Here is a 25,381-nt window from a genome sequence, read left to right as displayed (position 1 = left end):
GCGGTCATCTTTTCGGACCCGGGAATGCCGCCGAGAGACCCAGATCTCGGCGGCGGGCTCCGCAGTAGGCTCATCCATCGAGCAGGTCACGGCGTCCTTCGCCGGCGACCCTTCGACTGTGGAGAGATGAGCCTTGACTGACATCGAGACGGTCACCCTCGAGGCCGAGCTCACCGACGAGGTCGCGGAGCGCGGGATCGAGACCGCGGTCAAAGGACGGCACGCCGTCGCCCGCAGGTATGTGCGGTGGGTGCGCCGCCGCAGCCCCGACGCGACACCCGAAGAGGTCATCGGCATCCTCGAGCGCCAGTACATCACCGCCATCAGCGTCGCGGGCGGCCTCGTGACGGCCGGGACCATCGCGCTGGACGTCGCCATCGCCCTGATCCCCGTCGCGGGCGCGGCGGCCACGGGCGCCAAGAGCGTCGCCCGCGAGGCGGGGAAGAAGGCCGCGAAGGAAGCTGCGAAGGCCGCGGCGAAGGAGGCCGCTGTCGGCGCGGCCAAGGTGGGTGCGCAGCGGGTGGCGAACCTGCTGCCGGCCGGCGACGAGCAGCTGCAGTTCGAGATCACCGCGCTCTACGCCCTCGCGCTGGCCGACATCCACGGCATGACCCTCGACCAGGCCCAGGCCCGTACCCTCGTCTACGGCCTGTCGAACGGCCGCGTCGGGCAGAACCAGATCGCGGCGATGGCCGCCGACCTCGCCCGGTCGTCGGGTCCGGTGGATCTCGGCAAGAGCATCGCGACCGGTCAGCGGAACTGGTCGCACTGGGCCGAGACGCTCGCGCACTCGCTGCCGGCCGGCGCCGCACAGGACCTCGTGCGCGGCGTGCAGACCGGCCGGCTCGAGAACGTGCGGGCCGGGCTGGGCGCGAAACAGCAGGCGGCGGTCGAGTACGGCGTGGGGGCCCTGGTCGGCGGGGTCACCCGCTTCGTGTTCGGGCGCCAGGTCGTCGACGCCGCGCAGGAGGCGTTCCCGGAGGCGCCGGCGCAGTTCCCGCCGCATCTCGCGAACGAGATCAAGCAGAAGCCGGAGAAGGACGGCGAGCCGAACCGGGCGCTCGTCGCGCTGCAGGACGCGGCCCGCTCGACCGGGACCTGGGTGGGCGGTTCGGCGCAGGCGATCAAGACCGGTGCCGGGGCTGTCGGCGGCGCGATCTCCGGCGCGGCTACCACCGTTGCCGGCACTGTCGCCGGTGCCGCTAGTACCGTCGGCGGTGCGGTCTCGGGTGCCGCGACCACCGTTTCCGGCGCCGCTACCACCGTTGCCGGGAAGGTCGCGGCGCCGTTCAAGCGCAAGAAGGGCGACGCGGACCCGCCGGCGATCTCAGCCGGCTCGCAGCTCGACGAGGAGCTCTGACAGCGCCGCCGCGTCACACGTCCCCAGCGGGATGTGCCGGGTCAGCTGCAGGTGGTCCGACCAGGCGTCGTCGGCCCAGATCTCGGTGACGTGCAGCTCGCCGGTCGCGCCGTACATGAGCGACGGCAGACCTGGCTCCAGCTCGACCACGAGGGCCTGCCCGCCCGGCAGCTCGTGCGCCAGCTGGGTGTGCACCCGGCTCGAATGGTGGTAGCCGTTGCCCTGCCAGCCGCCGGACTGCACCAGCGCCGCGAGCCGGGCCGCCGGCAGCGGCCCGAAGCCCGGCAGGCTCGTCGCGGTCCGCTGCGCCGGGGTCAGCACCTGCACCGGGCGGTGCAGCTGCGGGAACGGCGGCAGGATCTCGTAGTCGGTGCCGATCCGCGCCCACTGTGCCAGGTCGTCGCCCAGGTCCGCGGGGTGCACGATCCCGAGCCGCGCGGCGCCGTCCACGAGCGCGGTCGTGTCGGTGATGTCGGCGAAGCCGCCGTCCTCCGCGATCCGCAGCGCCCTGCGGAGGTGGCCGTGCTCGTCGTACTCGCCCCACAGCAGCCGCCGCGCGACCGGTCCCAGGACCGGGTGCGGCAGCAGGACCTCCGGCAGGTCCCGGGCCGGGCGGAGCCGCCGGGCGAGCATGTCCCCTTGCAGGCGGCTGACCTGCGCCGCGACGGTCGCCCGCAGGTCCTTCTTCAGTTGCTGGAAGCGTTGGTACGCCTCGGGATTCGTGTCCCTGACGCCCGGCTTCGGCGGCCGCGCCAACCGTCGCCCGGCGGCGTCGACGACGTGCGGGGTGAGGTGCTCGTCGGTGACGACCGTGAACACGCGCGGCCCGTAGTCCAGCGTGATGCCCGCGTCGAGGCCGTGGGTGACCGTCAGCCGGTCCGCCAGCTGCGTCACCGACAGCCCGCGCAGCGCGGCGGCCTGGGTGAGGTAGGCCAGGGCCCGCTCGTTGGTCGGACCGCCGGACATACCCGCCTCGATGGCCAGCAGGTGGCGCAGCGCAACGTCCGTGCCCACCGTCGCCAGCACGGCGAACCCGTCGACGGCGCGAGCGTAGCGGCTGCGGGCGGGCCATGACCGTACATGCGGCGCCAGCAGGTCCATCGTGGCGTCGTCGCCGGCGTGGGCCTGGGCCAGCAGCACCCACGCGTCGGCGGCCGGCATCCCGTCGGCCAGCCACTGCCGCAGCAACGCCTCGCCGCCGGCGCGCTCTGATTCCGGCTCCGGCAGGTGTACCAACGGCTGCGCGGCCGACGACGACGCCACGAACCGGGGCACCTCGCTGAGGTGGGGAGCGGGGTCGCCGGGCGGGGGTTCCGGTGGCGCCGCCAGCCGGGCCCGGTCCGTCCCCTTCCGCGTGGGGCCGTTCTCGAGCAGGGCCTTGATCGCGGTGTACGCCTCCGCGACCTTGAGCACGGTCTGCCGGTGGTCCGACCTGGCCAGCAGGTGCAGGGCGTCCTCAGCCTGTTGCCGCGCCCTGCCCGGCCGTCCCGCGGCGGCCGGGACCAGCGCCCGCGCGGCCGCCTCGGGGTGCCGGTGCAGCCACAGCCGCGCCCACTGCCGCGCCGACCCGAGATGCCGCAGCCACCCCGCGACCAGCGTCGCCGGCTCCGGCCCCCGGAACGGCAGCACCAGCCAGCCCAGCCGGTCCGCGTGCTCACGCGCGTCGTGCAGCGCGAGCGGCAACGCGTCCAGCTCGAACCGCGCGACCGCGACCCGGTCCAGGTCCATCTGCTGCCTGGCCCTGACGAGCAGCAGCGACGCGTTGAGCAGCGCCCGCGCCGGCGCCTCGGGCCCCTTGACGAGCAGCCACGACAGCTGCGCCGGGGTGAGGTCGGCGAGCGTGTTCGCGCTGGTCGCGGCCGTGACCCAGGCGGGCTCCTCGCGCCCGTGCTCCAGCGCCGCCGCCCGCGACCACCACAGCTCCCGCTCGCCGTCCTCCCAGGCCATGACGGTCGGGTCCGCAACCTCCATGGTCGCGAACCGTAGCCGACGGAGCTGGGCTGGGTCGCCGCGGCAACCCGTTCCGTCGCCGACGGCACGAACGTCGGGTGTGAGCGGCGGCGCATTGCGCTTGGGCAGTGGTGAACTACGATCTGAACGTGTTCAAAAATGGATGGGCGGGCGGCTGGCTGCTGGCGGGGCTCGTCGGGTCGGTGCTGGTCCGCGGGGCCCTCTGGGTGGTCACGATCCTCAACGCCGGGCCGCTCCTGGGGCCGCTCGACGTGCTGCTGCTCGGCGCGGCCGGCCGGACGGTCTGGATCGCCGACATGTTCGCCTCAGTGGGGTGCACGATCGCGACCGGTGTGGCCTGCTTCGGGTTGCGCGGCGATCGGCTCTGGGCCTACCGGCTCGGACGGGGGCTCGCCTGGTTCTACGTCGCCGTCAACGCGGTGACCGCGGCCGCCTGCGGTCTGCTGATGCCGGGGTGGGGTCTGCTGGCTGTGCCGTTCACGCTGTACGTCGCCTCGCTCGTCGTCGCGGTCTTCGTGCTTCGGCAGCTGGCGGCGCACCGGCCCGCGGCGGAGGCGCTCGCCGCCCTGCGCCGGCAGGCTGCGCGCCGTTCGCCGCACACGGGGAGGTTCACATCGGCGCGCCGCGTAGCGCCCATCGGGGTGCCACGCGGTGACGACACCCGCGCGGTGGCTGCGGCCCCGGCCGTCGGCGGCTAGTTCCGCGGAGCCTGCCGGCCGGTCATTGCGTGCCGGGTCAGGACGGCGGCGTGGTCACTGGCGGCGGACCATCTCGGCGATCCAGATGGGTGCGTACGGTGACGTGCAGTTCGGCGGGGTCGGGTAGTCCTTGAGCACTTCGAGGCGCTCGCCGATGTCGACGGCGCGGGTGCGCAGGGCAGGGTGTGAGATGCCGATCTGGGCGAGGCAGTGGTTCATCGCCCACTGCAGCCGGTCCGGGGCGTCCTTCATCCGCTCCTCGATGCGGTCGAGCAGCGCGTCGAGGTCGAGGCCGTCGGGGCGCCTGGCGACGCGGTCGGTGGTGAGGGCCCAGCCGGCGCTGGCGACGACCGGGTCGGCGTCGGCGAACCAGGCCACCCGCAGCGCCTCGCAGTGCGGGCTCTTCTTCACCACGTAGTTGACCAGCCAGTCGTGCACCTTGGGCGCGCGGGCCTCGCGCAGCATCGCGTCCAGCGCGGCGGGGTCGAACGCCTTGGGGCGGCAGGTCAGCAGGGCCAGCAGCCGCGCGGCGGTGTCGCCGGTCGCCCACAGCTGCACCGCGAGGTCCTGCTGTGTCTTCAGCTCCTTCGCCAGGGCGCGGAGCTTGCCGAGGTTGACCCCGTGGTCGTCGCCGTGGCGCTCGTTGACCTGCCGCGCCTTCGGGTCCTCGAGCGCGGCGAGTGCGGTCATCACCCCGGTCACCGTCGTCTCAGCCATGCCGCGCCTACCGTCCGGCCGACGGCTTGACCCGGCGGAGCCATCCGGCGGCCTCGTCGGGCGGGACGGGTGCGTCCACCCGCAGCAGCGGGGTCATCAGCGGGTACTGGCGGCCCGTGTCCCAGCTGCGGGCATACGGCTCGGGCTCCAGCACGACCACCCGGACGCCGTCGAGGTGCGGGATGTCGGCTGGGGTGCCCTCGTTCCAGATCCAGGCGCCGTGCGCGTCGACGAGGTTCCAGTTGCCGCGCAGGCCGCCGGGTGGTTGGAGGTCGTCGCCGGTGCCGGCGGCGGCGACCTCGGCCGGGGTCGGCGGGCGGCCCGGCAGCAGGTCGCCGATGAGGGCCGCGGCGAGCAGCGTGTGCAGCTGGAAGTTGTCGCCGATGCCGCCGATCGTGACGCGGAAGCCGCGGCCGGTGCCGGCGAAGCCGCGGTCCAGGACCAGCAGCGGCTCGTCGTCCAGGACGCGGAGCAGCCCGGCCAGCCAGTCGGGGGTGCCGTAGACCTCGCGGACCGGTTCGATCGCGGCGGTGAGCCGGTCCCGCTGCGGCAGCATCGCCCGCACGTCGGCGCGCTGGCACAGGTACAGCACCGGCTGCACCCACGCATCGGCGCAGAACCAGGCCTGGACGAGCATCTCGGCGGCACGCGCGTCGAGGCCGTGCGCGGCGCCGGCGAAGCGCTCCGCGGCCGGGCCGATCTCGTCGTGCTCGTCGGGTCGCGGTGGCTCACCCAGCGCGGGGAAGGCGGCACGGTACAGCTCGGCGAACCGGGCGGCGGACTCCATGGCTTCCGCGGCGCGGTCCACGAGGATCGGCACGACGGCGGTCGGGTCGGTGCCGTAGCCGGCCATGGCGCCGACCAGCTGGGCGAGGTCGCCGGCGGTGCCGAAGGGCAGCTCGAGGGCGGGCTGCAGCCGGATCAGCGCGGCCTGGACCTCCTCGGGTGCGGCGTCGGGCACCGCCTGCCCGATGGCGGGGATCGCGGCCATGAAGCCTTGCGCGTCGCGGGCCGCCATCGCGGCGAGCAGCGCGTCGACCTGTCCGGCGAGTGAAGGCTGGGCCATGCTGGTGACTACTCCTCGGCGATCCGGGCCAGCCACTCGCCGAGCAGTGAACGCTCCGCGGGGCTGAAGCCGGGCAGGTCGGGCAGGGCGGCGCGCAGCGTGACGGCCGCGGCTGACGGGCCGGTGTCCAGCGCCGGCGCTTCAGTGAGGACGATAGCGCACACGGCGGCCCAGGCGGTGTCGGCGAGCCCGAGGTCGCGTTCGTGCTCCGGTTGCTCGATCAGGGTGTGTACGACGCCGTTGCCGGTCGAGCGGATGAGCTCCGTGGCGCGGCGTTCGGTGACGCGCAGGCGGCCGGCGGCGGCGACCCGGTGCACCCGCTCCCGCAGGACCCGCTCACCGGCCTCGACGGCGGCGCGGCCGCCCGGGGTGCGGCGGGCCGTGTGCATGAGGCGGAACAGCTCCGGGTTCGCCACGCCGAAGCCGACGTGCAGGTCCCAGCCGGCGCGCAGCGCCTCGACGGGGTCGGCGGCCGGGTCGAGACGCTTCTGCCCGGTGTACGTGGCGAGCCCGTGCGCGACGACGGCGTCGAGCAGCCCGTCCTTGTCGCCGAACAGGCGGTAGATCGCGGGTGCCTGCAGGCCGGCGGCGAGCGCGACGGACCTGGTGGTCACGGCGTCGGGCCCGCCTTCGGCGAGGAGCCGGGCGGCGACTTCGACCAGCTGCGTCCGGGTCCGCTCGCGTGCCTCATCCACGATATCGACGATATCACGATCAAGCTAACGGTGATGCTATCCTTGATATCAGCACATCCGTATCGTCGATATCGGGAGTCCTCTCATGATCGTCATCACCGGCGCGACCGGCGCACTCAACGGCGCCACCGTCGAGCACCTGCTCAAGCTCGTCCCGGCGGACCGGATCGGCGTCAGCGTCCGCGACACCGGCAAGGCCCAGCACTTCGCCGACCGCGGCGTGCGGGTGCGGCGCGGGGCGTACGACGACCCGGCCGCCCTGCGCGACTCCTTCGAGGGCGCCGACCAGGTCCTGCTCGTCTCCTCCAACGACCCGCACGGCGACTCCGTGGCCCTGCACCGCACCGCGATCGAGGCCGCCGTCGCCGCGGGCGCATCGCGCATCCTGTACACCAGCCATCAGGGAGCGGGGTCCGGCAACCCGTTCCAGCCGGCCCGGCACCACGCGGCCACCGAGGCGATGCTCGCGGACCGCGGGGTCGCCTGGACGTCCCTGCGCAACGGGTTCTACGCGCACAGCCTCGGGTGGCTGCTCGGACCGTGGCGCGAGACCGGCGTCATCGCCGCCCCGGCGGACGGCCCCGTCTCCTGGACCGACCGCGCCGACGCCGCCGAGGCGGCCGCGGTCATCCTGGCCGGCGGGACCGCGTCCGACGGCCCGGTCACGCTCACCGCCCCGAGCGCGGTCACGTTCGACGACATCGCCGTGACCGCCTCGGAGCTGACCGGCCGCGACATCACCCGGGTCGTCGTCGACGACGAGGACTTCGTCGCCGAGCGGGTCGCCGCCGGCGCCCAGGAGTTCATGGCCCGGTTCACGCTGTCGATCTTCCAGGCGGCGCGGGAGGGCCGCTTCGCAGGCGTCGACCCGGCGCTGGGGCGCCTCCTCGGCCGCGCCCCGCGGACCGTCGGGGACCTAATCGTGCAGCAGGGACCTCAGGAAGGCTGAGATCTCGCGGCGCGCGGCCCGGGCGGCCGGCACCACGCCAGGGGTGCTGAGGAACGCGTGGGTCGCCCTCGGGTAGCAGCGCAGGCTGGCGTCGACGCCGGCGTCGCGGAGCCGTTCGGCATACCTGCGCCCGTGATCCGCGAGCGGGTCCAGCCCGGCGGTCAGGATCAGCGCAGGTGGCAGCCCCGCGAAGCCGTCGAACGCGAGCGGCGAGACGGTGCGCGGGTCGAGGTCCGGCGGGACACTCAGCGCGCGGGCCGCGCGGAGCCGGGACAACGGCAGGGTCGGGTTGCCGGCGTTCGCGGCGACCGACGGGTAGTCGGTCATCGTGTCCGTCCAGTCCAGCGCCGGGTAGTTGAGCACCTGGGCCCGCAACGGCGGTCCGTCCTTGCGGGCCCGCAGGGCGATCAGCGCCGCGATCGTCCCGCCGGCGCTCTCCCCCATGACCGCGACGGCGGTGGCGTCCCCGGACAGCCGCAGGAGGGTGTCGTAGCCGTCGTCGACGGGTCGCGGCAGCGGATGCTGCGGAGCGAGGCGGTACTCCACCGACACCACCACCGCCGGGCACCGGGCCGCGAGGTGGCTGTTGAGCCAGTCGTTCTGCCTGGCGGTGCCGGCGATGAAGGCACCACCGTGCAGCGACACGATCAGCGGCAGCTTCCCGGTCCTGCGTTTCGGCCGGTGTACGCGCAACGCCAGCCTCCGGCCGGGCAGGTCGATCGTGGTGTCCTCGATGCGGGCGGCACGGTCCGGCCGGCCGGTGACGATCCACGCCGCCGGGGACGACGCGGCCCGGTTGGCCCTGTCCCGCAGCACGGTCACCTCGTCGGCGGTCAGCGCCTCCCAGTCCCGGTCGTCCCTGAGGATGCGGGTGCCCAGCGGAGCTCTGCCTGTCATGCCCCCACTGTCGCCGCCGGCGCCCGCCCGTGGCTTGGACGAATGTTCCCCGGAGGGAAGCTGGGCGGCGGCGAGGTCACGGCCAGGCGGTGGCGTCGACGGCGAGGAACGGGGCGGCGGCCACGATGGCGGGCGTCGCCCCGGTGAACGCCATCACCTCGCGGTGCAGGTGGGACTGGTCGGCGTAGCCGCTGTCCGCGGCCACCGCGGCAGCGGGCTGCCCGGCGGCGAGGCGGTGCGCCGCGTGGTCGAAGCGGACGAGCTGCGCGGCGCGCTTCGGCGTGAGGCCGATCTGCGAGCGGAACCGGGACCACAGGCGTTTGCGGCTCCAGCCGACCTCCGCGGCCAGCGGCTCGACCCGTGCCGCGCCCCGGCTCGCGGTCATCCGCCGCCAGCAGTGCGCGACCTCCGGGTCCACCGTTCGTCCGGCGTCGAGGCGGCGTACCAGCGAATCCGAAACGATCACGAACCGGTCGTGCCACGAGCCGGCGGCCCGCAACCGCTCCTGCAGCCGCTCGGCGTCGCGTCCCCAGAGGTCGTCGAGGGAGACGAGCCCGGAGGTGGTGCCGAGGACCGCGTGCGCGACCACGGGCGACAGCCGCACCTGCAGGCACTCGAAGCTCCCGGCCGGCCCTTTCGCCCTGGTGCCGGGGACCGCGAGCCCGGCGACGACGCGGCCGCGCTGCTGCCGGCCGTCGCCGTCCTCGACGACGAACGGCACGTCGCCGAGGTCGAAGGCCACCATGACCGCCGGATGCGGGACCATCGCGACGTCGACCAGCCCGTTCGCCGGGTCGCTGAAGCCCGCCATCGCCACGCCCGCCGGCTGTCGCGCCGGGACGGCGATGCCCCACCCGGGCGCTGCGGCTCGCACCCTTCGATGCTACGACCCGCTGCCTGGTCGGTGGCCTCTCCAGTCGGCGCGCCCCTGACTTCCAGGTCGCCCGCGAAGGTCACTTCGCCGGCGTCGACCTTGCCCTCGGAACCTTGTTCGGCCGGGCACCACGGACCGTCGCGGACCTCCGGGTCCAGGACCGCCGCAAGGAGCACGACCGCTGCGGAGTTTCTGGTGTGCTGCGGAGCCGGCGGCAGCACGTCAGACAGGCACCGCGGCCCCATGGCTCATCATGGCCTGCTCAGGAGGCGTGAAAGCGACGACGCACGCGGGCGAATCTGCAACATCCAGTGCAGCACGGGCCACATGATCGTGCATCCGGCGAACAGCAATCTCGTGTTCGCCGTGCTGGCTACGTTTGCCAGCACCCTCGACAGCACGGAAGCCAACGCCCCTGAGATACCGACGTACATGGTAATGCTGCCTATGACCAACACAAATGCCGTCCACCAGAAGCTGCCGGGACGGATCACATCGACCGAGGCGGCTCCCGCCAGTTCCGGAACGACGAGCACCGGCATCAGGTACCAGAGCCATCTGGATCTCGCGAAGAACGCGGCGCGTTTGAGGCACCGGACATGGTTGATACGCCACGCCCAGCCGTGCACCTCGCTCTCCTGGGCGGTGACGAGCGTGAGCAGGACCGACTGGCAGTCCACGACCCCGTCGATCCGCGGTCCCGACCACCGTGGCCGGACCATCTCGTATGCCGCCTCCAGCGACGGCCACGCCGGCAGATTCTGCATCGTCTGCGCGACCAGTTGCCTGCGCATGGCGGCCTCGACGAAGACGTGCGCCCAAGTCCCGAGATCACGCCTGCCGGTACGGACGTCCTCCAACGCCATCGCCAGGAACGCCGGGGTCTCGCAGGATTCCACGAGCAGCTCCGGCGCCTCCCTGGTCATGTCGACGTGGCAGACCTCGGCAAGACGTACGGCGCCGATCGGGTCCTCCTCGGCGTAGGCGACGAAGACCTGCACAAGGCGCTGCTTGTCCTCGCCGACCATGTCCGCGAACAGCTCGTCCATGGCAACTGCGGCGACCCGGTGGCGCAGATCGCGGGAGACCACCGCCGCTGCGCTGTTGAGCTGCTGAAAGAGCCGGAGGCGGGACAGCCATTGGCTGCCGAACGTGCCACCGTCGCCCGAGGCGACGAACGCGTACTCGTCCTGGACGTAGCGGGACCAGCCGTCCGGGTCGTACACCTGGCTCTGGAGTACGCAGCGGCCGTACAGCTCCCGGTCGCCGAGCGCCAGTACGTCGCCGAGCGCGGCTCGGCGGCGGGCGATCGGCAGTAGCGCCACCGCGAACGGGATGACCTCCATAAGCCTGGTCCTTGCCGCGACGTCCGGTGACACCATGAAGCCGCGCTGCGCGGCCATGAGACGGTCCCAGCCGTCGGGATCGATCTGGGCCGCGCAGAACGCGGCGAGGTATTCGCACACGGTCTGGTGGATGAAGTTGTACGTCTCGTCCAGCCGGCTCTGCGCGAAGACGCCCGTGCTCACCTCGAGTTCGCGCAGGACGACGGCGGGATCGCCGGTGTGGATGTGTTGACCGGTGATGGCGACGGTCCGGCTCCAGGACAACAGGTTGGTGTGCTGCATCGGGTCGATCATGTTCTCGAACGCGGCGGTCCCGAGGATCGTCTGGCGCTGTTCGAGCAGCGCCGTGCGAGACGCGTCGTGGGCGTCGTGCTGACGGATCCGGCGTTGCACCAGCAGTTCCCTGACGATCTCGGCGTAGAAGCCGGAGCGGGTGTCGGGCATGTCGAGGCTGTCGGTCCCCTTGTGGTGGCGCACATACATCGCGAGGATCAACGGCGTCGAGCACATGGCGCGCAGGCTCTGCCGTTCGGCGAGCTCCGCGTAGATCTCCGCGGCTGCCGGGTCGACGCCGTGCCGGCGTGGAAACCACCTGGTGAGGAACTCGAAGATGTCCGCCTGGGTGAAGGGCCGCACCCACAGCGCGGCGGGATACTCGTCGTCCAGCAGCCGGCTTGTCTGCTCATGGAACTGGCTGCGCATCGTCACGACGATCGTGTTGCGGGCGGACCGTTCGGCGAGGAGGCGGCCGAGTCCGTTGAGAGCGTCGAGGACACGGGCGCTGTCGGTGGCGCGGACCTCATCAAGGCCGTCCAGGAGCAGCAGCACGCCGCTCTGGGAGGAGGCGACGCACCCGTCGAAGTATTCGCTCATCCGTTCTCCGCCGACCCGGGAAACCTGGTCGCGTACGAGGCCCAGCAGCCACGTGCCGAGTTCGGTGACGTCGTCCGTGTCCGGCGGGCCGGGCAGGGTCCGCAGCTCCACGTGCACCGGCAGCCGGGAATGCAACGGATGCTCCAGTGCCACCCGACAGGCGTTGCGCAGCGTCCATTTCACCAGGGACGTCTTGCCGGAGCCGGGGTTGCCTACGACCCGCAGCCGCGATCCGGCTTCGAGCAGGGTCGTGTTGGTGAACTCGGTCTGCCGGTTGCTGGCACGGTCCATGCGCAGGTCGACGAATACGTCGTCGACCTTGACGTGCATCGAGCGCTGCCCCGGCACGAGCAGCTTGGCGAAGCGCTCGTCGTTGATCAGCCGGCGGCAATACCGCCGGGTGTTGACCACGATGAGGATGCGCCCCCGGGTGCCGGCGCGCACCGGTGCCAGCAGCAGCTCCCAGATGCCGATGCCGAGTCCGCGACGCACCAGCCTGCGGCCCAGGGCAGCGAGCAGCGCCAGGACGGGCCCTCCCCCGACGAACCAGCCCGCATGCTGACGGACGAACTCCCACGACACCGCGAACCACTGCACCAGCACCTCTACTGCTGACGGACGGCGGATCACCGTCCGGTCTTCGGCCTCACCTCGCTGTCCGGGTCAGTGGCCTGCCCAGTCGACGCGACCCTGGTAGGTCAGCACGAGCACGGCGTCGGTGAGGGCGGACGGGTCGAGGCGGCCATCGCGGAGCAGGTCAGGTGGGGTGTCTGCGAGGGTGAAGGTGAGCGTGGACGGGCCTTCGACCGTCGCGGTGCGGGGCTTCGCCGGGACCGTCGCGGTGTGGTTGCCGGCCGCGTTCACAGCGAACTTCGTCGCGAGGCCGGTGCCCAGGTCGAGGCCGAGGAACGGTCGCCGGCCGGCGACGGCGGTGCCCGGCCGGGTCTGCAGGTGCAGTGAGAAGCCGGCCAGCCGCGCCGGCGGCGCGAACCGGCCGTGGCCGAGGCTCGGCCACACCAGGACCTCGCCGTCGGTGACCCGGACCCGGTGGTCGAGCCCGTCGCCGAACATCCCGGCGAACCGCACCGTCTCCACCGGCGAGCCCGCGCCCGCGGCGGGGAAGCCCGGCGCCCGCGGCACGGTCCGGGCCGGGCCGAACCCGGCAGTTCCGAGGCTGTCGTGGACGACGAGGCCGGTCCGGTCGACGAAGAGCAGCTCGGCGCGGCCGTCGCCGTCGAGGTCGACGAGTTCGCCGCGGGCCGCCGTCAGCGTCGTCGGCGTCGCCTTCAGCGGCGTGAACGCCGACCAGGTGCCGGCGTCGCGGCGGAAGTACCCGGCGGCCTGCGGCTCGACGACGAGCAGCTGCAGGCCTCCGTCGCCGTCGAGGTCGGTGACGACGCCGGGACCGGCGGTGTCGGGGAGGGCCGGCAGCGGGCGCGGCGCGCCGTAGTGCCCGTCGCCGCGCGGCGGGTAGTACAGGCCGGCGCCGGGTGTGTCGAGCAGGAAGCCGGGCAGGCCGAGTCCGTCGAGGGCGAAGCCGATGCCGTAGTCGCCGTTGCCGGCCCGCGAATCGTAGGTCAGCGCCAGCCCGAGGTCGCCGTCGCGGGCCGGGGTGGTCGGCACCGGCACGGCGAGCCCGGCCGTGCCGGTGAACGCATCGACGGTGATGCGGGGGTCCTGGCCGGTCGGCGGCGCGCCACCGGGCCAGTGACAGCTCGTGGGAGAGGGCGGCGCCGGTGGCACGAGGGCACGCGGCATCGATCCTCCGATCACGACGATTGATGCCTCCCGCCGGATCCGGCCGGGACGACGGCAGATGCCTTTCGTGGCACGACATGACGCCTGTGCAGCGCCGGCGCCTGCGGGTCGGTGTGCCCCGTGACCGGCTGATTCGACTGTACAGAACGGACCTTTCAGGCGAAGCGCATTTGCCCGCCGGGCGCCCGTACCGCGCCGACCACCCGGACCGTCGATAGTGAGGGCGATCCATCGGACGGTACGGTGTGGCCATGAGCGACGCGGTGGTGGCCGACGGTGTTGTGGTGCAGGTGGTGGAGGTCGGTGGCGGGCGGGAGATCTCGTGGGGGGACGGGACCGTGGAGCGGCTGCGGGACCGGATCTCCGACGTGCAGTCGGCGGTCGTCGCCGGCGTGCGGGCCGTCGCCGCGAACGTCACGCCCGACCTGTCCGGGTGGGAGGTCGCGGAGCTGCAGGCGAAGTTCGGCGTCACGCTCAACGCGGAGGCCGGCGTCGTCGTCTCCCGCGCGACGACCGGTGCCACGTTCGAGGTGACCGTCACGCTGCGCCGCAAGGCGGCCGCGGACCAGGCCGGTGAGACCGGCCAGAGCTGATGATCGACGGGCGCATCCTCGCCGGCGGCCGGGACCTGGGCAGCGGGTTCGTCCTGACGGACCGGATCGTCGCCACCGCGGCCCACGTGGTGCGGGACCGGATGCCGGAGGATCTCGAGTTCGTCACGGCGGCGGGTGTACGACTCCCGGTCGACCACGTCGAACGCGACCCGACGATCGACGTGGCGACGCTGCGTGTCGTGGAGTCCCTGGCGGTCGTGCCGGCGCTGACGCACGCGGTGCTGCGCGCCGACTGGCGGGTGACGGCCCGGCCGAAGGACCACGACGCGCAGCTCACCGGGACGGTGACCGCCACCGACCACCTCATCGTCAACCAGGGCGGTGAGGAGATGACGGTGCTGCAGCTGCACGTCGCCGAGGCGCTGCGGGACTACCGCGGCTACTCCGGCAGCGCGGTGACCGTCGACGGGTCGGTGGTCGGGGTGCTCGTCGAGCAGGTCCGCGAGCGGATCGACGCGGGCCGTGGCGGGCTGGCCGCCAACGTGCTGTTCGCGGTGCCGGTCGCGCACGTCATCCGCAGGTTCGGGCTGCGCGCGGCGGTCGGCCGGGCGGACCGGGCGCTGCCCGTCCATCAGCTGCTGGACACGGCGTATTTCGACCTCGACCTGCTCAAGACCGCGATCCTCAAGACGATGGCGGCCAGCGACCGGCAGCGCGTCCTCGTGTTCGGGGTCGACGCCGGCGAGCAGGCCGTGGTGGAGAACCTGTGCGCGTGGCTGCGCCAGTACGTGGGCGACATCGCCCGGCAGCACTGGCTGGACCTGAGCGCCGAGCTGCACTCCGTCGACACGGCCGTGCGGGCCGTGACCCGCTACACCGACGTGCTGCGGGCCCGGACCGTGATCTGCCCGGTGTCGGTGCGGGGCACCCCGGCCGCCGACGTCGCCGAGCTGGTGCGCCGCGTCCGGGAGGCGTACGGCACACCGAAACGCTGGTGCATGCTCTTCCTGCTCGGCGTCCCGGACGGCGGCTTCCCGGACGGCGTGACGGCGCTGCCGCCGCCGCGTTTCGCGCGCCACGACGTGGAACGGTGGACGGTGCACGTCGCCGGGTTCAAACGCTGGCCGCGGCCCCTCGCGGCGGCGTGGACGGCGCACATCGTCGCGCGGATCGGCGAGGACCTCGACGTGCGCTACACGTACGAGGAGCTCGCCGACTGCATCGACCGCGTCCGCCACGAGCCCGACGAGCTGCGTGGCTACCTCGAGGAGCTGGAGGCCTGATGCTCACCCGCCACAGCGTCGACACGTCGCTACGGTTCGACCGGGAGTCTTGATGCGCACACGCCATTCGGTGGACACCTCTGTCCGGTTCGACCGTCTCGCGGAGCTGCCGGAACGGCGGCAGATCGAGGCGGCCGGCCGGCCGGAGCCGCAGGCGCGGTTCGAGACGCGGGAGCGGGAGCCGTACCGCGCGTCCGCCGCGCTGGAGGAGGCGGTCAACGTCGCGATCGCGCTCGGCCGGCCGCTGCTGCTGCAGGGCGACCCGGGCGCGGGCAAGACGCGGCTCGCGCACGCCGTGTCCTACGCGCTCGGTCTCCCCCTGGAGGAGGCGTACGTCAAGTCGACCAGCCGCGGCCAGGACCTGCTGTACACCTATGACGCCGTGCGCCGCCTGTACGACACGCAGGCCGGCCGCGGCTTCGGTCGTAAGGCCCCGGACGAGAACGACTACGTGCGGCTGGGTCCGCTCGGCCGGGCGATCGTCCGCGCCGGGCACGGCCGCCGGTCGATGGTCCTCATCGACGAGATCGACAAGGCCGACATCGACTTCCCCAACGACCTGCTGCGCGAGATCGACCAGCTGGCGTTCGACGTGCCCGAGGCCGGCGGCGGACGGCACGCCGTCCCGGCGGACCGGCCCGACCTGCGGCCCGTCATCGTGGTCACGAACAACGAGGAGAAGGCACTGCCGGCCGCGTTCCTGCGCCGGTGCGTGTTCCACCACGTGCGCTTCCCCGACGCCGTCGACGAGCTCGACGCGATCCTCGCCCTGCACGGCATCGGCGACGTGCGGCTCCGCGCGCCGGCGATCGAGACGCTGCTACGGCTGCGGTCGCTGGACCTGGCGAAGAAGCCCGGCCTGAGCGAGCTGCTGGACTGGGTCAGCTACCTGCAGGCCGTCGGCGCGTCGCCCGGCGCCGGGCCGGGCGACCGGCTGCCCTACGCGGGGGTGCTCATCAAGCAGCACGCCGACGCGCTGCGGCTGGAGCGCTGAGCGTGCCGCCGTTCGTCCACGCCCTCATCGACCAGCTCCGGCGGCGGGGCCTGCCGCTCGGCGTCGACGACTGCGACGCGTTGCGCCGGGCCCTGGCGGCCGGGTTCGGCTGGACGTCGGCGGCGGCGCTGACCGAGCTGTGCGTGATGCTGTGGGCGAAGACCGCCTCGGAGGCCGACATGGTGCGAGCGGCGTTCGCCCGGGTGGAAGCTCCACAATGGACCCTTGCCGTGCCGGTCGCCGCAGCACCGGCGGTCGCGGCGGCGGCCCATCCGTCCATTGCGGACGGTCCGGCGCCCGCCGTGGCCCCGGCGCCCGCCCCTGGGCCGGGCGAGCCTGCCGGGCCGTCCGGACCGCCGGGACCGCATCTGCCGGCCGCGCCGCCGGGCACCGGGCGGGTGGCCACCGGGTTGGTGCTGACCCCGCAGTACCCGCTGACCGAACGCGAGATCGTCCAGGTGTGGCGCGGGCTGCGCCGCCCGACGCGGCACGGGCCGCCCGTCGAGCTGGACGTCGCCGAGACGCTGGACCGCTCCGCGCGGCTCGGCGTGCCGGTGCCCCCGGTGCTGGTCCCGGCCCGCCGCAACACGACCAGGCTGCTGCTGCTCGTCGACCGGCAGGGCTCGATGACGCCCTTCCACCGGTACGTCTCGCACATCGTCCAGGCGATCCAGCGCGCCGGCCGGCTCAGCGCGCTCACCGTCGTCTACTTCCACAACACCGCCGGGAGCGCCGACCCGGCACTGCTCGACGAGGTCCCAGACCCGTTCTCCCCCACCATCGACGCGGTCCTGCCCGCCCTGCCGCCGCTGCGGGACGGCACCCTGTATGAGGACCCCGCGTTGACGGTGCCGGTGTCGCTGCGTTCGGTGCTGTCCCTGGTGACCGCGACGACGGGCGCGGCCGTCATCAGCGACGCCGGGGCGGCCCGCGGCACGTTGAGTCCGGCGCGGCTGCTGGACACCGTCGCCCTCGGCAAGGCCCTGCACGCCGCGGCGGGAGCCGTGTCCTGGCTCAACCCGGTGCCCGTGTCCCGGTGGCCGCGCAGCACCGCCGAGCAGGTCGCCCGGCACCTGCCGATGTTCCCGCTGACCCGGGCCGGCATGTACCAGGCCGTCGACGTCCTGCGCGGCCGCCCGTTCCCCGTGGCCAGGCCGCTGTGACCACGTCCGGCGCGTGGGTGCGCGCCTCCCCCGTCGCGGCCCGCCTGGCCGCCGCGCGGTCCCGCCTGCCCGCCGGCGCGCTGGAGCTGGCCTGCCACGCGGCCGTCCCCGTCGCGGTCGACGCGGGCCTGCTGCACCTGCTGCGCATCAACTTCTTCCTCGACCCGCCGGCGGTCCTGCCGTTCGAGGCCGAGGCGGCGCTGCTGCTGTCGCCGTTGTTCCGGGAGGTCGGCGAGGACCTGTACGAGATCGACCCGGCCCTGCGCGACGCGCTGCTCGCCGCCCTCGTCGCCCGGTTCGGCCCCGAACGACCGGCCCGCGTGGCGGTGCTGCTGGAGCAGTACACCGACCAGCACCCGACGTGGCACAGCCAGCCTGAACTGGAGCACGCCCAGCGCCTCACCGCCCTGAACCTCGTCGACCCGGTGCGCGCCGCGGACTGGCTCACCGCGAACCGCGCCGCCGCCGGCGGCCCGGCCCTGACCCGCGAATGGTTCGTCGCCATGTCGGGCCGCCTGCGCCCGCGCGCGTCGCTGCAGGAGCGGACGCGCCTGGCGCTCGCCGAACCCGGGCTGGCGGCGCTCGCCGAACTCGCCGAGCTGGCCCTGCTCCCCGGCGCCGACGTGCGCGCCATCGCCCTGCACCTCGAGTCGCTGGTCCACTCCGACCCTGCACGGCGCGACCTGGCCGCCGGCATCCTCGCCACCATCGTCGAGCTCGTCCCGCCGCCGCCCCGGCAACGCGTCCGCGAACTGGCCAAGGACGGCTACCGGGCCGTGCCGTTCCCGGCGCTGCACGGCATCGACCCGCTCACGTTCACACCCGCCTGGGACTCCCCGGATCCGCTGGCGGATCCGATGTCCGTGCCGATCGGCTCCGACCCGGACGGCCGGCCGGTCACGCTCCCCCTGGTGATGCCCGGCCTGCACGCGATGGTCGTCGGCGCGACCGGCTCCGGCAAGTCCGAACTGCTGCGGACCCTGATCCTCGGGCTCGCGGTCACCAACAGCCCGCAGCGGCTCAACATCCTGCCCGTCGATCTCCGCGGCGGCGCCACGTTCGCCGGACTCGAGTCGCTGCCGCACCTCGCCGGCCTGGCGGTCGACCGCGACGGCGACATGATGTCGCTGGTCGAGCGTCTCAAGCAGGTCCTGCTCGGCGAACTCGTCCGGCGGCAGCAGCCCGGCTTCGACGACCGCCCGCACCTGCTCGTCGTCATCGACGAGTTCGACGCCCTCGTCACCATGGATCCGTCGATCATCGACACCCTCGTCACGATCGGCCGGAGCGGCCGCTCCCACGGCATCACCCTGGTCCTGGCCACCCAACGGTTCGAACCCGCCCGCCTGCCCCGGCTCGAGCCGCTGCTGTCGATCCGGATCGTCCTGCGCACGTTCTCCGCAGCCGAGTCGCACGACGCCATCGGCGGCCCGCAGGCGTTCCAGCTTTCCGGCGGTCCCGGCCACGGCTATCTGCGGCTGGCAGACGGTCCACTACGCCGGTTCCGCGCGGCGTACGTGTCCGGCCCCTACCCGCCACCGGCGCCGTCGTGGGCCGACGTCCTCGACCCGTTCGGCGCCCCACGATCCGCCACGCTGCTGGACATCCTCGCCGGCAGGCTGGCCGGGCACGGCGGGCCGGTGCACCAGGTGTGGCTGCCGCCGCTGCCGGCGCAGCTCGCGCTCGGCGACCTGCCGCTCGGCTCGGCCACGGTCGGTGAGGTCGACGCGCCCCGCGAGCACCGGCGCCGGCCGCTCGACCTCGACCTGTCCGGCGCCTCGGGGCATGTGGCGATCGTCGGTGACCGCGGCACCGGCAAGACGACCGCCCTGCTGACCCTGGTCGCCGCCGTCGCCCGCCGGACGCGCCGGACCAGTGTGTACTGCCTCGGCGCCGGCCTCGGCCCGCTCATCGACCTCCCTCCCGTCATCGACGTCTGGGACCCGTCGTCGGACACCGAGGCGGTCGCCGGGCTCCTCGCCTTCCTGCGGCTGCTCAAGCCGGACAGCGACGTCGTGCTGGTCGTCGACGGATGGTCCGCGGCCGTCCGGCGGTTCCCGGCACTCGACGATCTCGTTTCGGCGGGCGTGGCGGTGATCGTCGCGACCGACGACCGCTGGGACCTGTTCGACGAGGACCACCTGCCGGCGTTCGGCACGCTCGTCGAGCTCCGCCTCGCCGACCCGGGCACGTCACGGATCTCGGCGCGCGCCGCCCGGCTGCTCCACGCCGCCCCGGCCGGTCGCGCGCTGGTCGCCGACGGGCTCCAGCTGCAGGTCGCCCTGCCGGTCCGGCAGCTCGGCGGCGACCGCGACACGTACCTGCGCGAGCTGGCCACGACCCGTCCCGGCCTGCCGTTCCCGATCGTGCGCCTCGGCACGTTCACCGACACCGACACCGAGTTCACCATCGACTTCACCGACCACCCGCACCTGCTCGTGCTGGGCGGCTCGCCCGACGACCGGCACACGATCCGCCGGACGATCGAGCGGTCCGCGCGCGGCGACCTCCTGCGCCCCGCCGACGCCGCGCACGTCGCCGACGAGCTGCGCCGGGCGGTCCGCATCCCCGAGTCCTGGGTGATCGCCGACCACGACCTCGACCTGCTGGCGCCGCTGCGCGAGTTCCTGCCGCTCGACAGCGAGCTGCGACTGCACGTCATCGTCTTCGCCGGCTCCTACGGCGCCGACCCGGTCGTGTCGGACCTCACCTCCCTCGCCGTCCCGCTGCTGGTCCTCGACCCGTCGACCCCGGGCCGCGGAGAACTGCTGGTCGCGGGCCACCCGGCGCAACGGTTCGTGCTCGACGGGCCGGCCGGTCCCGAGCCGTTCGCGTCCCTGCACGCCATCGACCCGGCCACCTACGACCCCGAGCGGACCTGGTCGCTCGCGCCGGAAACCCTGACGGTGCGGGTCGGCACGGGCACCGACGGCGGCCCGGTCCGGCTCGACCTGCGCGACGCGGCGGCCGGTGGCATGGGACCGCACCTGCTCGTCACCGGTCAGGCCGGCACCGGCAAGTCCGAGCTGCTCCGCGCGATCGTCCTCGGGCTCGCCGTCACCCACGGCCCCGCCGTGCTCAACATCCTGCCCGTCGACTTCAGCGGCGGCACGTTCGCCGGCTTCGAGCCGCTGCCGCACCTGTCCGGCCTCGCCGACGGCTCCGCCGACCCGGCGGGCCTCGCCCAGCGGCTCAAGGAGGTCGTCCTCGGCGAGATCGCCCGGCGGCGCGACCTCACGCCCCGCCCCCACCTGCTCATCGCCGTCGACAACCTGTATGCGCTGCTCGCCGCGGATCCGTCGCTCAACGACCTGCTCATGACCGTCAGCCGGCTCGGCGCCGCCCTCGACATCCACCTCCTGCTGGCGGCCCGGCACATCGAGGACGCCACCCTGCGGGCGCTGGACCCGTCGCTGTGCGGCCGGGCGGAGCTCCAGCACTTCGGCGAGCCGGGCCACGGCCACCTGCGTTCCGGAGACGACGTCCCGCGCCGCTTCCACGCCCCGCCCGTCGCGGCGCTGCTCGACATCCTGCTCGACACCATGGCCGGCCACGGCGGGCCGGTGCACCAGATCTGGCTGCCGCCGCTGCCGGCCGAGCTGGCTCTGGGCGCGCTACCGGCGGCCGGGCTCGCGATCGGCGAGGTCGACATGCCGCGCGAGCACCGGCGTTCCCTGCTCGCCACCGTGGGGCACGTGGCGATCGTCGGCGAGCCCGGCACGGGCAGGACCACCACGCTCCGGACGATCGTCACGGCCTTCGCCCGCACCTCGTTGCCGCCCGCCGTGTACTGCATCGGTGCCGAGCTCGGCACGGTCGCCGGTCTGCCGTTCGTGGGCGCCGTCCACGCGCCGGACGACGACGCGGTTGGTGCGTTGATCGCCTTGCTGCGCAACGCGCCGTTGTCGGACACCGTCCTGATCGTCGACGGCTGGTCCGAGGTGCTGGGCAGGCATCCGGAGCTGGATGCGCTGCTGTTCACCGACGGACTGCGGATCATGGCGACGGACGAGCGATGGAGCCAGTTCGACATCCGCCACCTCGCGGCATTCCAGACGACCGTCGAGCTGCGGATCGCCGACCCGGAGACGTCCCGCATCTCGATCACCGCCGCGCAGCGGCTGCGGCACGCGGGGCCGGGGCGGGCGCTGGTCAACGGTCGCCTGCTGCTGCAGGTCGCGCTGCCGGTCGAGGCACTCGGCGGCACCCACGAGGACTACGTCGCGCGGCTCGCCACGAGCTGGAGCCGGTCCCGGCACCCACGGATCCGGCTCGGCGCCTTCGAGCCGGACGGCGGGGAGTTCGCCGCCGACTTCTCCGCCGACCCGCACCTGCTCGTCATCGGTGGGCTGCCCGCGGACCGGCAGGCGGTCCGGCGGCGGATCGAGCGGGCCGCGGCCGGCACCGTGCACGGCGCTGAGGCGACCGTGTCCGCGGTACAGGAGCTGCGGCGGCGGCAGTCGTTTCGGGACTACGCCGGGCGGCAGGGCGGGTGGGCGGGCGCCGAGCTGTGGGTGATCGAGGACGGTGACCTCACGCCGCTCACGGCGCTCGTCGAGTTCCTGCCGCACGCCCGGGGGCTCGGGTTGCACGTCGTCGTCTTCGCGCCGTCGATCGCGTCCGATCCCGTGGTGCGGCGTCTGTCAGCGCTCGGCACCACGACGATCGGGCTGTCCAAGGATCCGCAATCGCGCGGGCTGGGCGAGGTCACGAAGCACGGCGCGCCGGCCCGGTGGATCAAGCTGGACCGTTAACGCTCGTGGACCACCTCGCCGTCGATGAAGACCAGGTCGGCGGTGGTCTTGTAGAGGTCGGCGTCCGGGGTGAAGGGGTCGCGGTCCAGGACGACGAGGTCGGCGGCCTTGCCGACGGTGATCGAGCCGGTGTGCTCGTCGGTGCCGTTCACGTATGCGGAGCCGATCGTGTACGCGGTCAGCGCCTGCTCCAGGGACAGCGCCTCGTCGGGGAGCATCGGGACCTGGGAGGTCGGCCAGTCGGCCTCACCGGAGACCGGGGGCTCGGTGCGGTTGACGGCGACGTGGATGGCCCACCACGGGTCCGGGGTCGTGACGGGCCAGTCGCTGCCGGCGGCGAGGCGGCCACCGGCGCGGGCGATCGAGCCGAACGGATACTGCCAGCCGGCGCGTTCGGGGCCGAAGAACGGCACGCACAACGTGTCGTTCTGCTCGTGATGGGTGGCCCACAACGCCTGGATGTTGGCGGTGACGTCGAGGGTGGCGAAGCGCGGCACGTCGGTCGGGTGGACGACCTGCAGGTGGGCGAGGTGGTGGCGGGCGCCCGACCTGGTGCCGATGCCGGCCACGGCGTCCAGGCATTCGCGCACGGCCCGGTCGCCGATGGCGTGGAAGTGGACCCCGAAGCCGGCCGCGTCCAGCTGTGCGACGTAGCCGGCGAGCAGGGCGGGATCGACGTTTGAGTGGCCGCAGTGATGACCCTGGCCGATGTACGGGTCGATCATCGCGGCGGTGAAGTTCTCCGCCACGCCGTCCTGCATGATCTTCACGGCGGTGGCACGGAACCGGCCGAAGCGGGCGGCGGCGCGGCGGGACGCGAACAGCTCGATCTGCGACGCGTCGCCCGCGCGGTCCCACCACAGCGCACCGGTCACCCTCGCCCGCAGTACACCTGCGGCGTCCGCGGACACGTAGGTGTCGAACTGGTCGCGGGCGCCGGCGTACGCGCCGACGATCGCGTCCTGCCAGCCGGTGATCCCGAGGCTGAACAGGTACCGCTGGGCCTCGGCGAGCGCCCGGTCGTAGTCGGCGGCGGTGTCGGCCGGCAGCAGGCCGGTGACCAGGTCCATGGCGCCCTCGTGCAGGACGCCGGTCGGCTCCCCCGCCGCGTCCCGCTCGATCCTGCCGTCGGCCGGGTCCGGCGTGTCCCGGTCGATGCCCGCGATCCGCAGCGCGCGGCTGTTCACCCACGCCGAGTGGTGGTCGCGGTTGGGCAGGAAGACGGGCCGGTCGGGGGCGACGGTGTCGAGGTCGTCGCGGTGCGGCAGGCCGCCGGGGAACGCCGCCATCGACCAGCCGCCGCCGGTGATCCAGCCGTCGCCCGGGTAGGCGGCGACGGCGGCGAGGTACTGCGCCGCGGTGTGCCAGGGGGTGAGGTCGCAGCGGAGGCGTTCGAGGGCGCCGGAGACGGGGTGGATGTGCGCGTCCTGCAGGCCGGGGACGAGCGCGCGGCCGTCGAGGTCGACGACGTCGAACGCCCCGCCGGACAATTCGGACAGCACGGCCGATCGGGGGCCGACGGCGGCGATCCGCCCGTCGCGGACGACAACCGCCTCAGCGGCCCCGGCCAGGCCGGGGGCGAAGACCCGCCCGTTGATGAACAGCAGCGCACTCATGCACCGCAGCATGCAGGGCAACGGTGGGGGTACGCAAAGGGTCCACCCCGTTGACCGGCATGCCCGTCGATGTGATGGTGCCATCACCACATCGACGGTCGGCGAAGTGTTCGCGGCATCCCCGCGTCCGCCCGCTGCGTACCCCCCAACCGGAAGGGACCACCCACCCATGCGCACAAGAAGGGTCATCGCGATCGGCGCGGCCATCCTCGCCGTCGCCGCGAGCGTCGTCGCCGGACCGGCGCCGGCCCAGGCCGTCCAGGTCACCGGGCTGACGGCGACCATCGCCCTGAACAACTGCTCGGGCGCCCTGGTCCGGTACCCCTCCTCGGTCGACAGCGACCGGGCGATGCTGCTCACCAACGGCCACTGCTACGAGGGCGGCTTCATCAACAACGGCGTGGTCCTGCAGAACCGGAGCAGCACCCGCACCGGAACGCTGCTGAGCAACACCGGCACCTCACTCGGCACCGTGCGCGCGGACCAGCTGATCTACGCGACCATGACGAACACCGACGTCGCCCTGTACCGGCTGAACCAGACGTTCGCGCAGATCAAGACCAGCTACAACACCACCGCCCTGACCATCGGCGCCACCCGCCCCGCCGACGGCACCGCGATGACGATCCCGTCCAGCTACTGGAAGCAGGTCTGGACCTGCTCCATCAACGGCTTCGTGCCCACCCTGCGCGAGGACCAGTGGACGTGGCACGACTCGATCCGGTACAACACCGGCTGCCAGACCACGCACGGCACGTCCGGCTCGCCGATCGTCCGCTCCTCGGACAACACGATCATCGGCATCAACAACACCGGCAACGACGACGGCGCCAGCTGCACGCTCAACAACCCGTGCGAGGTCGACGCGAACGGCAACGTCAGCGTCCACCAGGGCCAGAGCTACGGTGAGCAGACCTACTGGTTCAACACCTGCCTGAACTCCTCGCGGGCCATCGACCTGACGATCGCCGGCTGCCTGCTCACCAAGCCCGCCGGCACCGGCAACACGGTCACCGTCACCAACCCGGGCGCGCAGACCGCGACCGTCGGCACCGCGAAGTCGCTGCAGATCTCCGCGTCGTCGTCCGGCTCGGGCCAGACCCTGACCTACTCCGCGACGGGCCTGCCCGCCGGTCTCAGCATCAACGCCAGCACCGGCCTCATCTCCGGCACCCCGACCACCGCGCAGACCACCACCTCCACGGTGACGGTCAAGGACACCACCAACGCGACCGGGACGGCGACGTTCAACTGGACCGTCAGCGGCGGCGGCGGTGGTACGTGCAGCGGCCAGAAGCTGCTCAACCCCGGCTTCGAGTCCGGCGCGACCTCCTGGACCGGCACGACCGGCGCCATCGGCCAGTGGGCATCGCAGGGCCAGCCCGCCCGCACCGGCACCTACTCGGCCTGGCTGCTCGGCTACGGCTCGACCAAGACCGAGTCGGTCTCCCAGTCGGTGACCATCCCGGCCGGCTGCTCGGCGACCCTGACCTTCTACGTGCACATCGACACCGCCGAGACGACCACCTCGACGGCCTACGACAAGCTCACGGTCACCGCCGGCTCGACCACCCTCGGCACCCTGTCCAACCTCAACAAGGCGTCCGGCTACCAGGCCAAGACCTACAGCCTGAACGCCTTCGCCGGGCAGACGGTGACCCTGAAGTTCAACGGCACCGAGGACTCGTCGCTGCAGACGTCCTTCGTCCTGGACGACCTGGCCGTCACGGTCAGCTGAGTCACCCCGCCACCGGGTGCGGGCCGGGTCGCCGAGCGACCCGGTTCGCACCCCGGCCGACACTCATGAGCGGCG

Annotated in this window: 18 protein-coding genes; 9 read left to right on the top strand and 9 right to left on the bottom strand. The window is 73.3% G+C overall.

Annotated features, from left to right (window positions below; translation table 11 throughout):
* The first annotated feature begins 133 nt into the window (after positions 1 to 133).
* Complete coding sequence (locus ACZ6TV_RS14530) at positions 134 to 1,360, top strand: hypothetical protein (protein ID WP_465297632.1); 1,227 nt, start codon at positions 134 to 136, stop codon at positions 1,358 to 1,360.
* On the opposite strand, the gene ACZ6TV_RS14525 is transcribed toward ACZ6TV_RS14530, so the two are convergent.
* Positions 1,328 to 3,331, bottom strand: a complete 2,004-nt coding sequence (locus ACZ6TV_RS14525) for a DUF4132 domain-containing protein (protein ID WP_465297631.1) — start codon at positions 3,329 to 3,331, stop codon at positions 1,328 to 1,330. The two genes, ACZ6TV_RS14530 and ACZ6TV_RS14525, sit on opposite strands and share 33 nt — an antisense overlap.
* 128 nt (positions 3,332 to 3,459) lie before the next feature.
* Between ACZ6TV_RS14525 and ACZ6TV_RS14520 the strand changes: the two genes are divergently transcribed.
* Entirely contained in the window at positions 3,460 to 4,029 is a 570-nt protein-coding gene (locus tag ACZ6TV_RS14520) for a hypothetical protein (protein ID WP_465297630.1), read from the top strand.
* 54 nt (positions 4,030 to 4,083) lie between these two features.
* Here the strand turns inward: ACZ6TV_RS14520 and ACZ6TV_RS14515 are convergent, their stop codons facing one another.
* The 3 genes from ACZ6TV_RS14515 to ACZ6TV_RS14505 are packed head-to-tail and all read right to left on the bottom strand — an operon-like array spanning position 4,084 to position 6,507.
* Positions 4,084 to 4,746, bottom strand: a complete 663-nt coding sequence (locus ACZ6TV_RS14515; RefSeq protein WP_465297629.1) for a DNA alkylation repair protein — start codon at positions 4,744 to 4,746, stop codon at positions 4,084 to 4,086.
* 7 nt (positions 4,747 to 4,753) lie between these two features.
* Complete coding sequence (locus ACZ6TV_RS14510) at positions 4,754 to 5,812, bottom strand: hypothetical protein (protein ID WP_465297628.1); 1,059 nt, start codon at positions 5,810 to 5,812, stop codon at positions 4,754 to 4,756.
* 8 nt (positions 5,813 to 5,820) lie between these two features.
* A complete protein-coding gene (locus ACZ6TV_RS14505; protein WP_465297627.1) occupies positions 5,821 to 6,507 on the bottom strand; it encodes a TetR/AcrR family transcriptional regulator in 687 nt (228 codons plus the stop codon).
* Between the two features lie 85 nt (positions 6,508 to 6,592).
* On the opposite strand from ACZ6TV_RS14505, the gene ACZ6TV_RS14500 reads away from it, so the two are divergent.
* Entirely contained in the window at positions 6,593 to 7,456 is an 864-nt protein-coding gene (locus tag ACZ6TV_RS14500) for an NmrA family NAD(P)-binding protein (protein ID WP_465297626.1), read from the top strand.
* Here ACZ6TV_RS14500 and ACZ6TV_RS14495 read toward each other — a convergent pair.
* The 4 genes from ACZ6TV_RS14495 to ACZ6TV_RS14480 all read right to left on the bottom strand — a co-directional run bounded on the left by ACZ6TV_RS14495 (position 7,424) and on the right by ACZ6TV_RS14480 (position 13,204).
* The gene (locus ACZ6TV_RS14495) at positions 7,424 to 8,353 is read right to left on the bottom strand and encodes an alpha/beta hydrolase (RefSeq protein WP_465297625.1); all 930 of its coding nucleotides are present in this window, start codon (positions 8,351 to 8,353) and stop codon (positions 7,424 to 7,426) included. The two genes, ACZ6TV_RS14500 and ACZ6TV_RS14495, sit on opposite strands and share 33 nt — an antisense overlap.
* A 76-nt stretch (positions 8,354 to 8,429) precedes the next feature.
* Positions 8,430 to 9,227, bottom strand: a complete 798-nt coding sequence (locus tag ACZ6TV_RS14490; RefSeq protein WP_465297624.1) for an AraC family transcriptional regulator — start codon at positions 9,225 to 9,227, stop codon at positions 8,430 to 8,432.
* Between the two features lie 251 nt (positions 9,228 to 9,478).
* The gene (locus ACZ6TV_RS14485; RefSeq protein ID WP_465297623.1) at positions 9,479 to 12,049 is read right to left on the bottom strand and encodes an NACHT domain-containing protein; all 2,571 of its coding nucleotides are present in this window, start codon (positions 12,047 to 12,049) and stop codon (positions 9,479 to 9,481) included.
* A 60-nt stretch (positions 12,050 to 12,109) separates the two neighbouring features.
* On the bottom strand, positions 12,110 to 13,204 hold the full coding sequence (locus ACZ6TV_RS14480) for an FG-GAP repeat domain-containing protein (protein WP_465297622.1): 1,095 nt from the start codon (positions 13,202 to 13,204) through the stop codon (positions 12,110 to 12,112).
* A gap of 251 nt (positions 13,205 to 13,455) precedes the next feature.
* Between ACZ6TV_RS14480 and ACZ6TV_RS14475 the strand changes: the two genes are divergently transcribed.
* The 5 genes from ACZ6TV_RS14475 to ACZ6TV_RS14455 all read left to right on the top strand — a co-directional run bounded on the left by ACZ6TV_RS14475 (position 13,456) and on the right by ACZ6TV_RS14455 (position 21,952).
* Positions 13,456 to 13,797, top strand: a complete 342-nt coding sequence (locus tag ACZ6TV_RS14475; RefSeq protein WP_465297621.1) for a CU044_2847 family protein — start codon at positions 13,456 to 13,458, stop codon at positions 13,795 to 13,797.
* Positions 13,797 to 15,041: a S1 family peptidase gene (locus ACZ6TV_RS14470; RefSeq protein ID WP_465297620.1), complete on the top strand. Its 1,245-nt coding sequence runs from the start codon at positions 13,797 to 13,799 to the stop codon at positions 15,039 to 15,041. The genes ACZ6TV_RS14475 and ACZ6TV_RS14470 overlap by 1 nt, the downstream gene beginning before the upstream one ends.
* A 70-nt stretch (positions 15,042 to 15,111) precedes the next feature.
* Entirely contained in the window at positions 15,112 to 16,035 is a 924-nt protein-coding gene (locus ACZ6TV_RS14465) for an AAA family ATPase (protein WP_465297619.1), read from the top strand.
* A gap of 2 nt (positions 16,036 to 16,037) precedes the next feature.
* The gene (locus ACZ6TV_RS14460; RefSeq protein ID WP_465297618.1) at positions 16,038 to 17,198 is read left to right on the top strand and encodes a VWA domain-containing protein; all 1,161 of its coding nucleotides are present in this window, start codon (positions 16,038 to 16,040) and stop codon (positions 17,196 to 17,198) included.
* Complete coding sequence (locus tag ACZ6TV_RS14455) at positions 17,195 to 21,952, top strand: FtsK/SpoIIIE domain-containing protein (protein ID WP_465297617.1); 4,758 nt, start codon at positions 17,195 to 17,197, stop codon at positions 21,950 to 21,952. Before ACZ6TV_RS14460 ends, ACZ6TV_RS14455 begins: the two co-directional genes overlap by 4 nt.
* Here ACZ6TV_RS14455 and ACZ6TV_RS14450 read toward each other — a convergent pair.
* Positions 21,949 to 23,568 carry an amidohydrolase gene (locus tag ACZ6TV_RS14450; protein WP_465297616.1) on the bottom strand — a complete coding sequence of 540 codons (1,620 nt, stop codon included), beginning with the start codon at positions 23,566 to 23,568 and terminating at the stop codon, positions 21,949 to 21,951. The two genes, ACZ6TV_RS14455 and ACZ6TV_RS14450, sit on opposite strands and share 4 nt — an antisense overlap.
* Positions 23,569 to 23,737: 169 nt before the next feature.
* On the opposite strand from ACZ6TV_RS14450, the gene ACZ6TV_RS14445 reads away from it, so the two are divergent.
* Complete coding sequence (locus ACZ6TV_RS14445) at positions 23,738 to 25,306, top strand: putative Ig domain-containing protein (RefSeq protein WP_465297615.1); 1,569 nt, start codon at positions 23,738 to 23,740, stop codon at positions 25,304 to 25,306.
* Positions 25,307 to 25,381: the final 75 nt, after the last annotated feature.

This window comes from Dactylosporangium sp. NPDC051087 (assembly GCF_055586325.1).
This window is presented reverse-complemented; position numbering and strand designations above follow the sequence as displayed.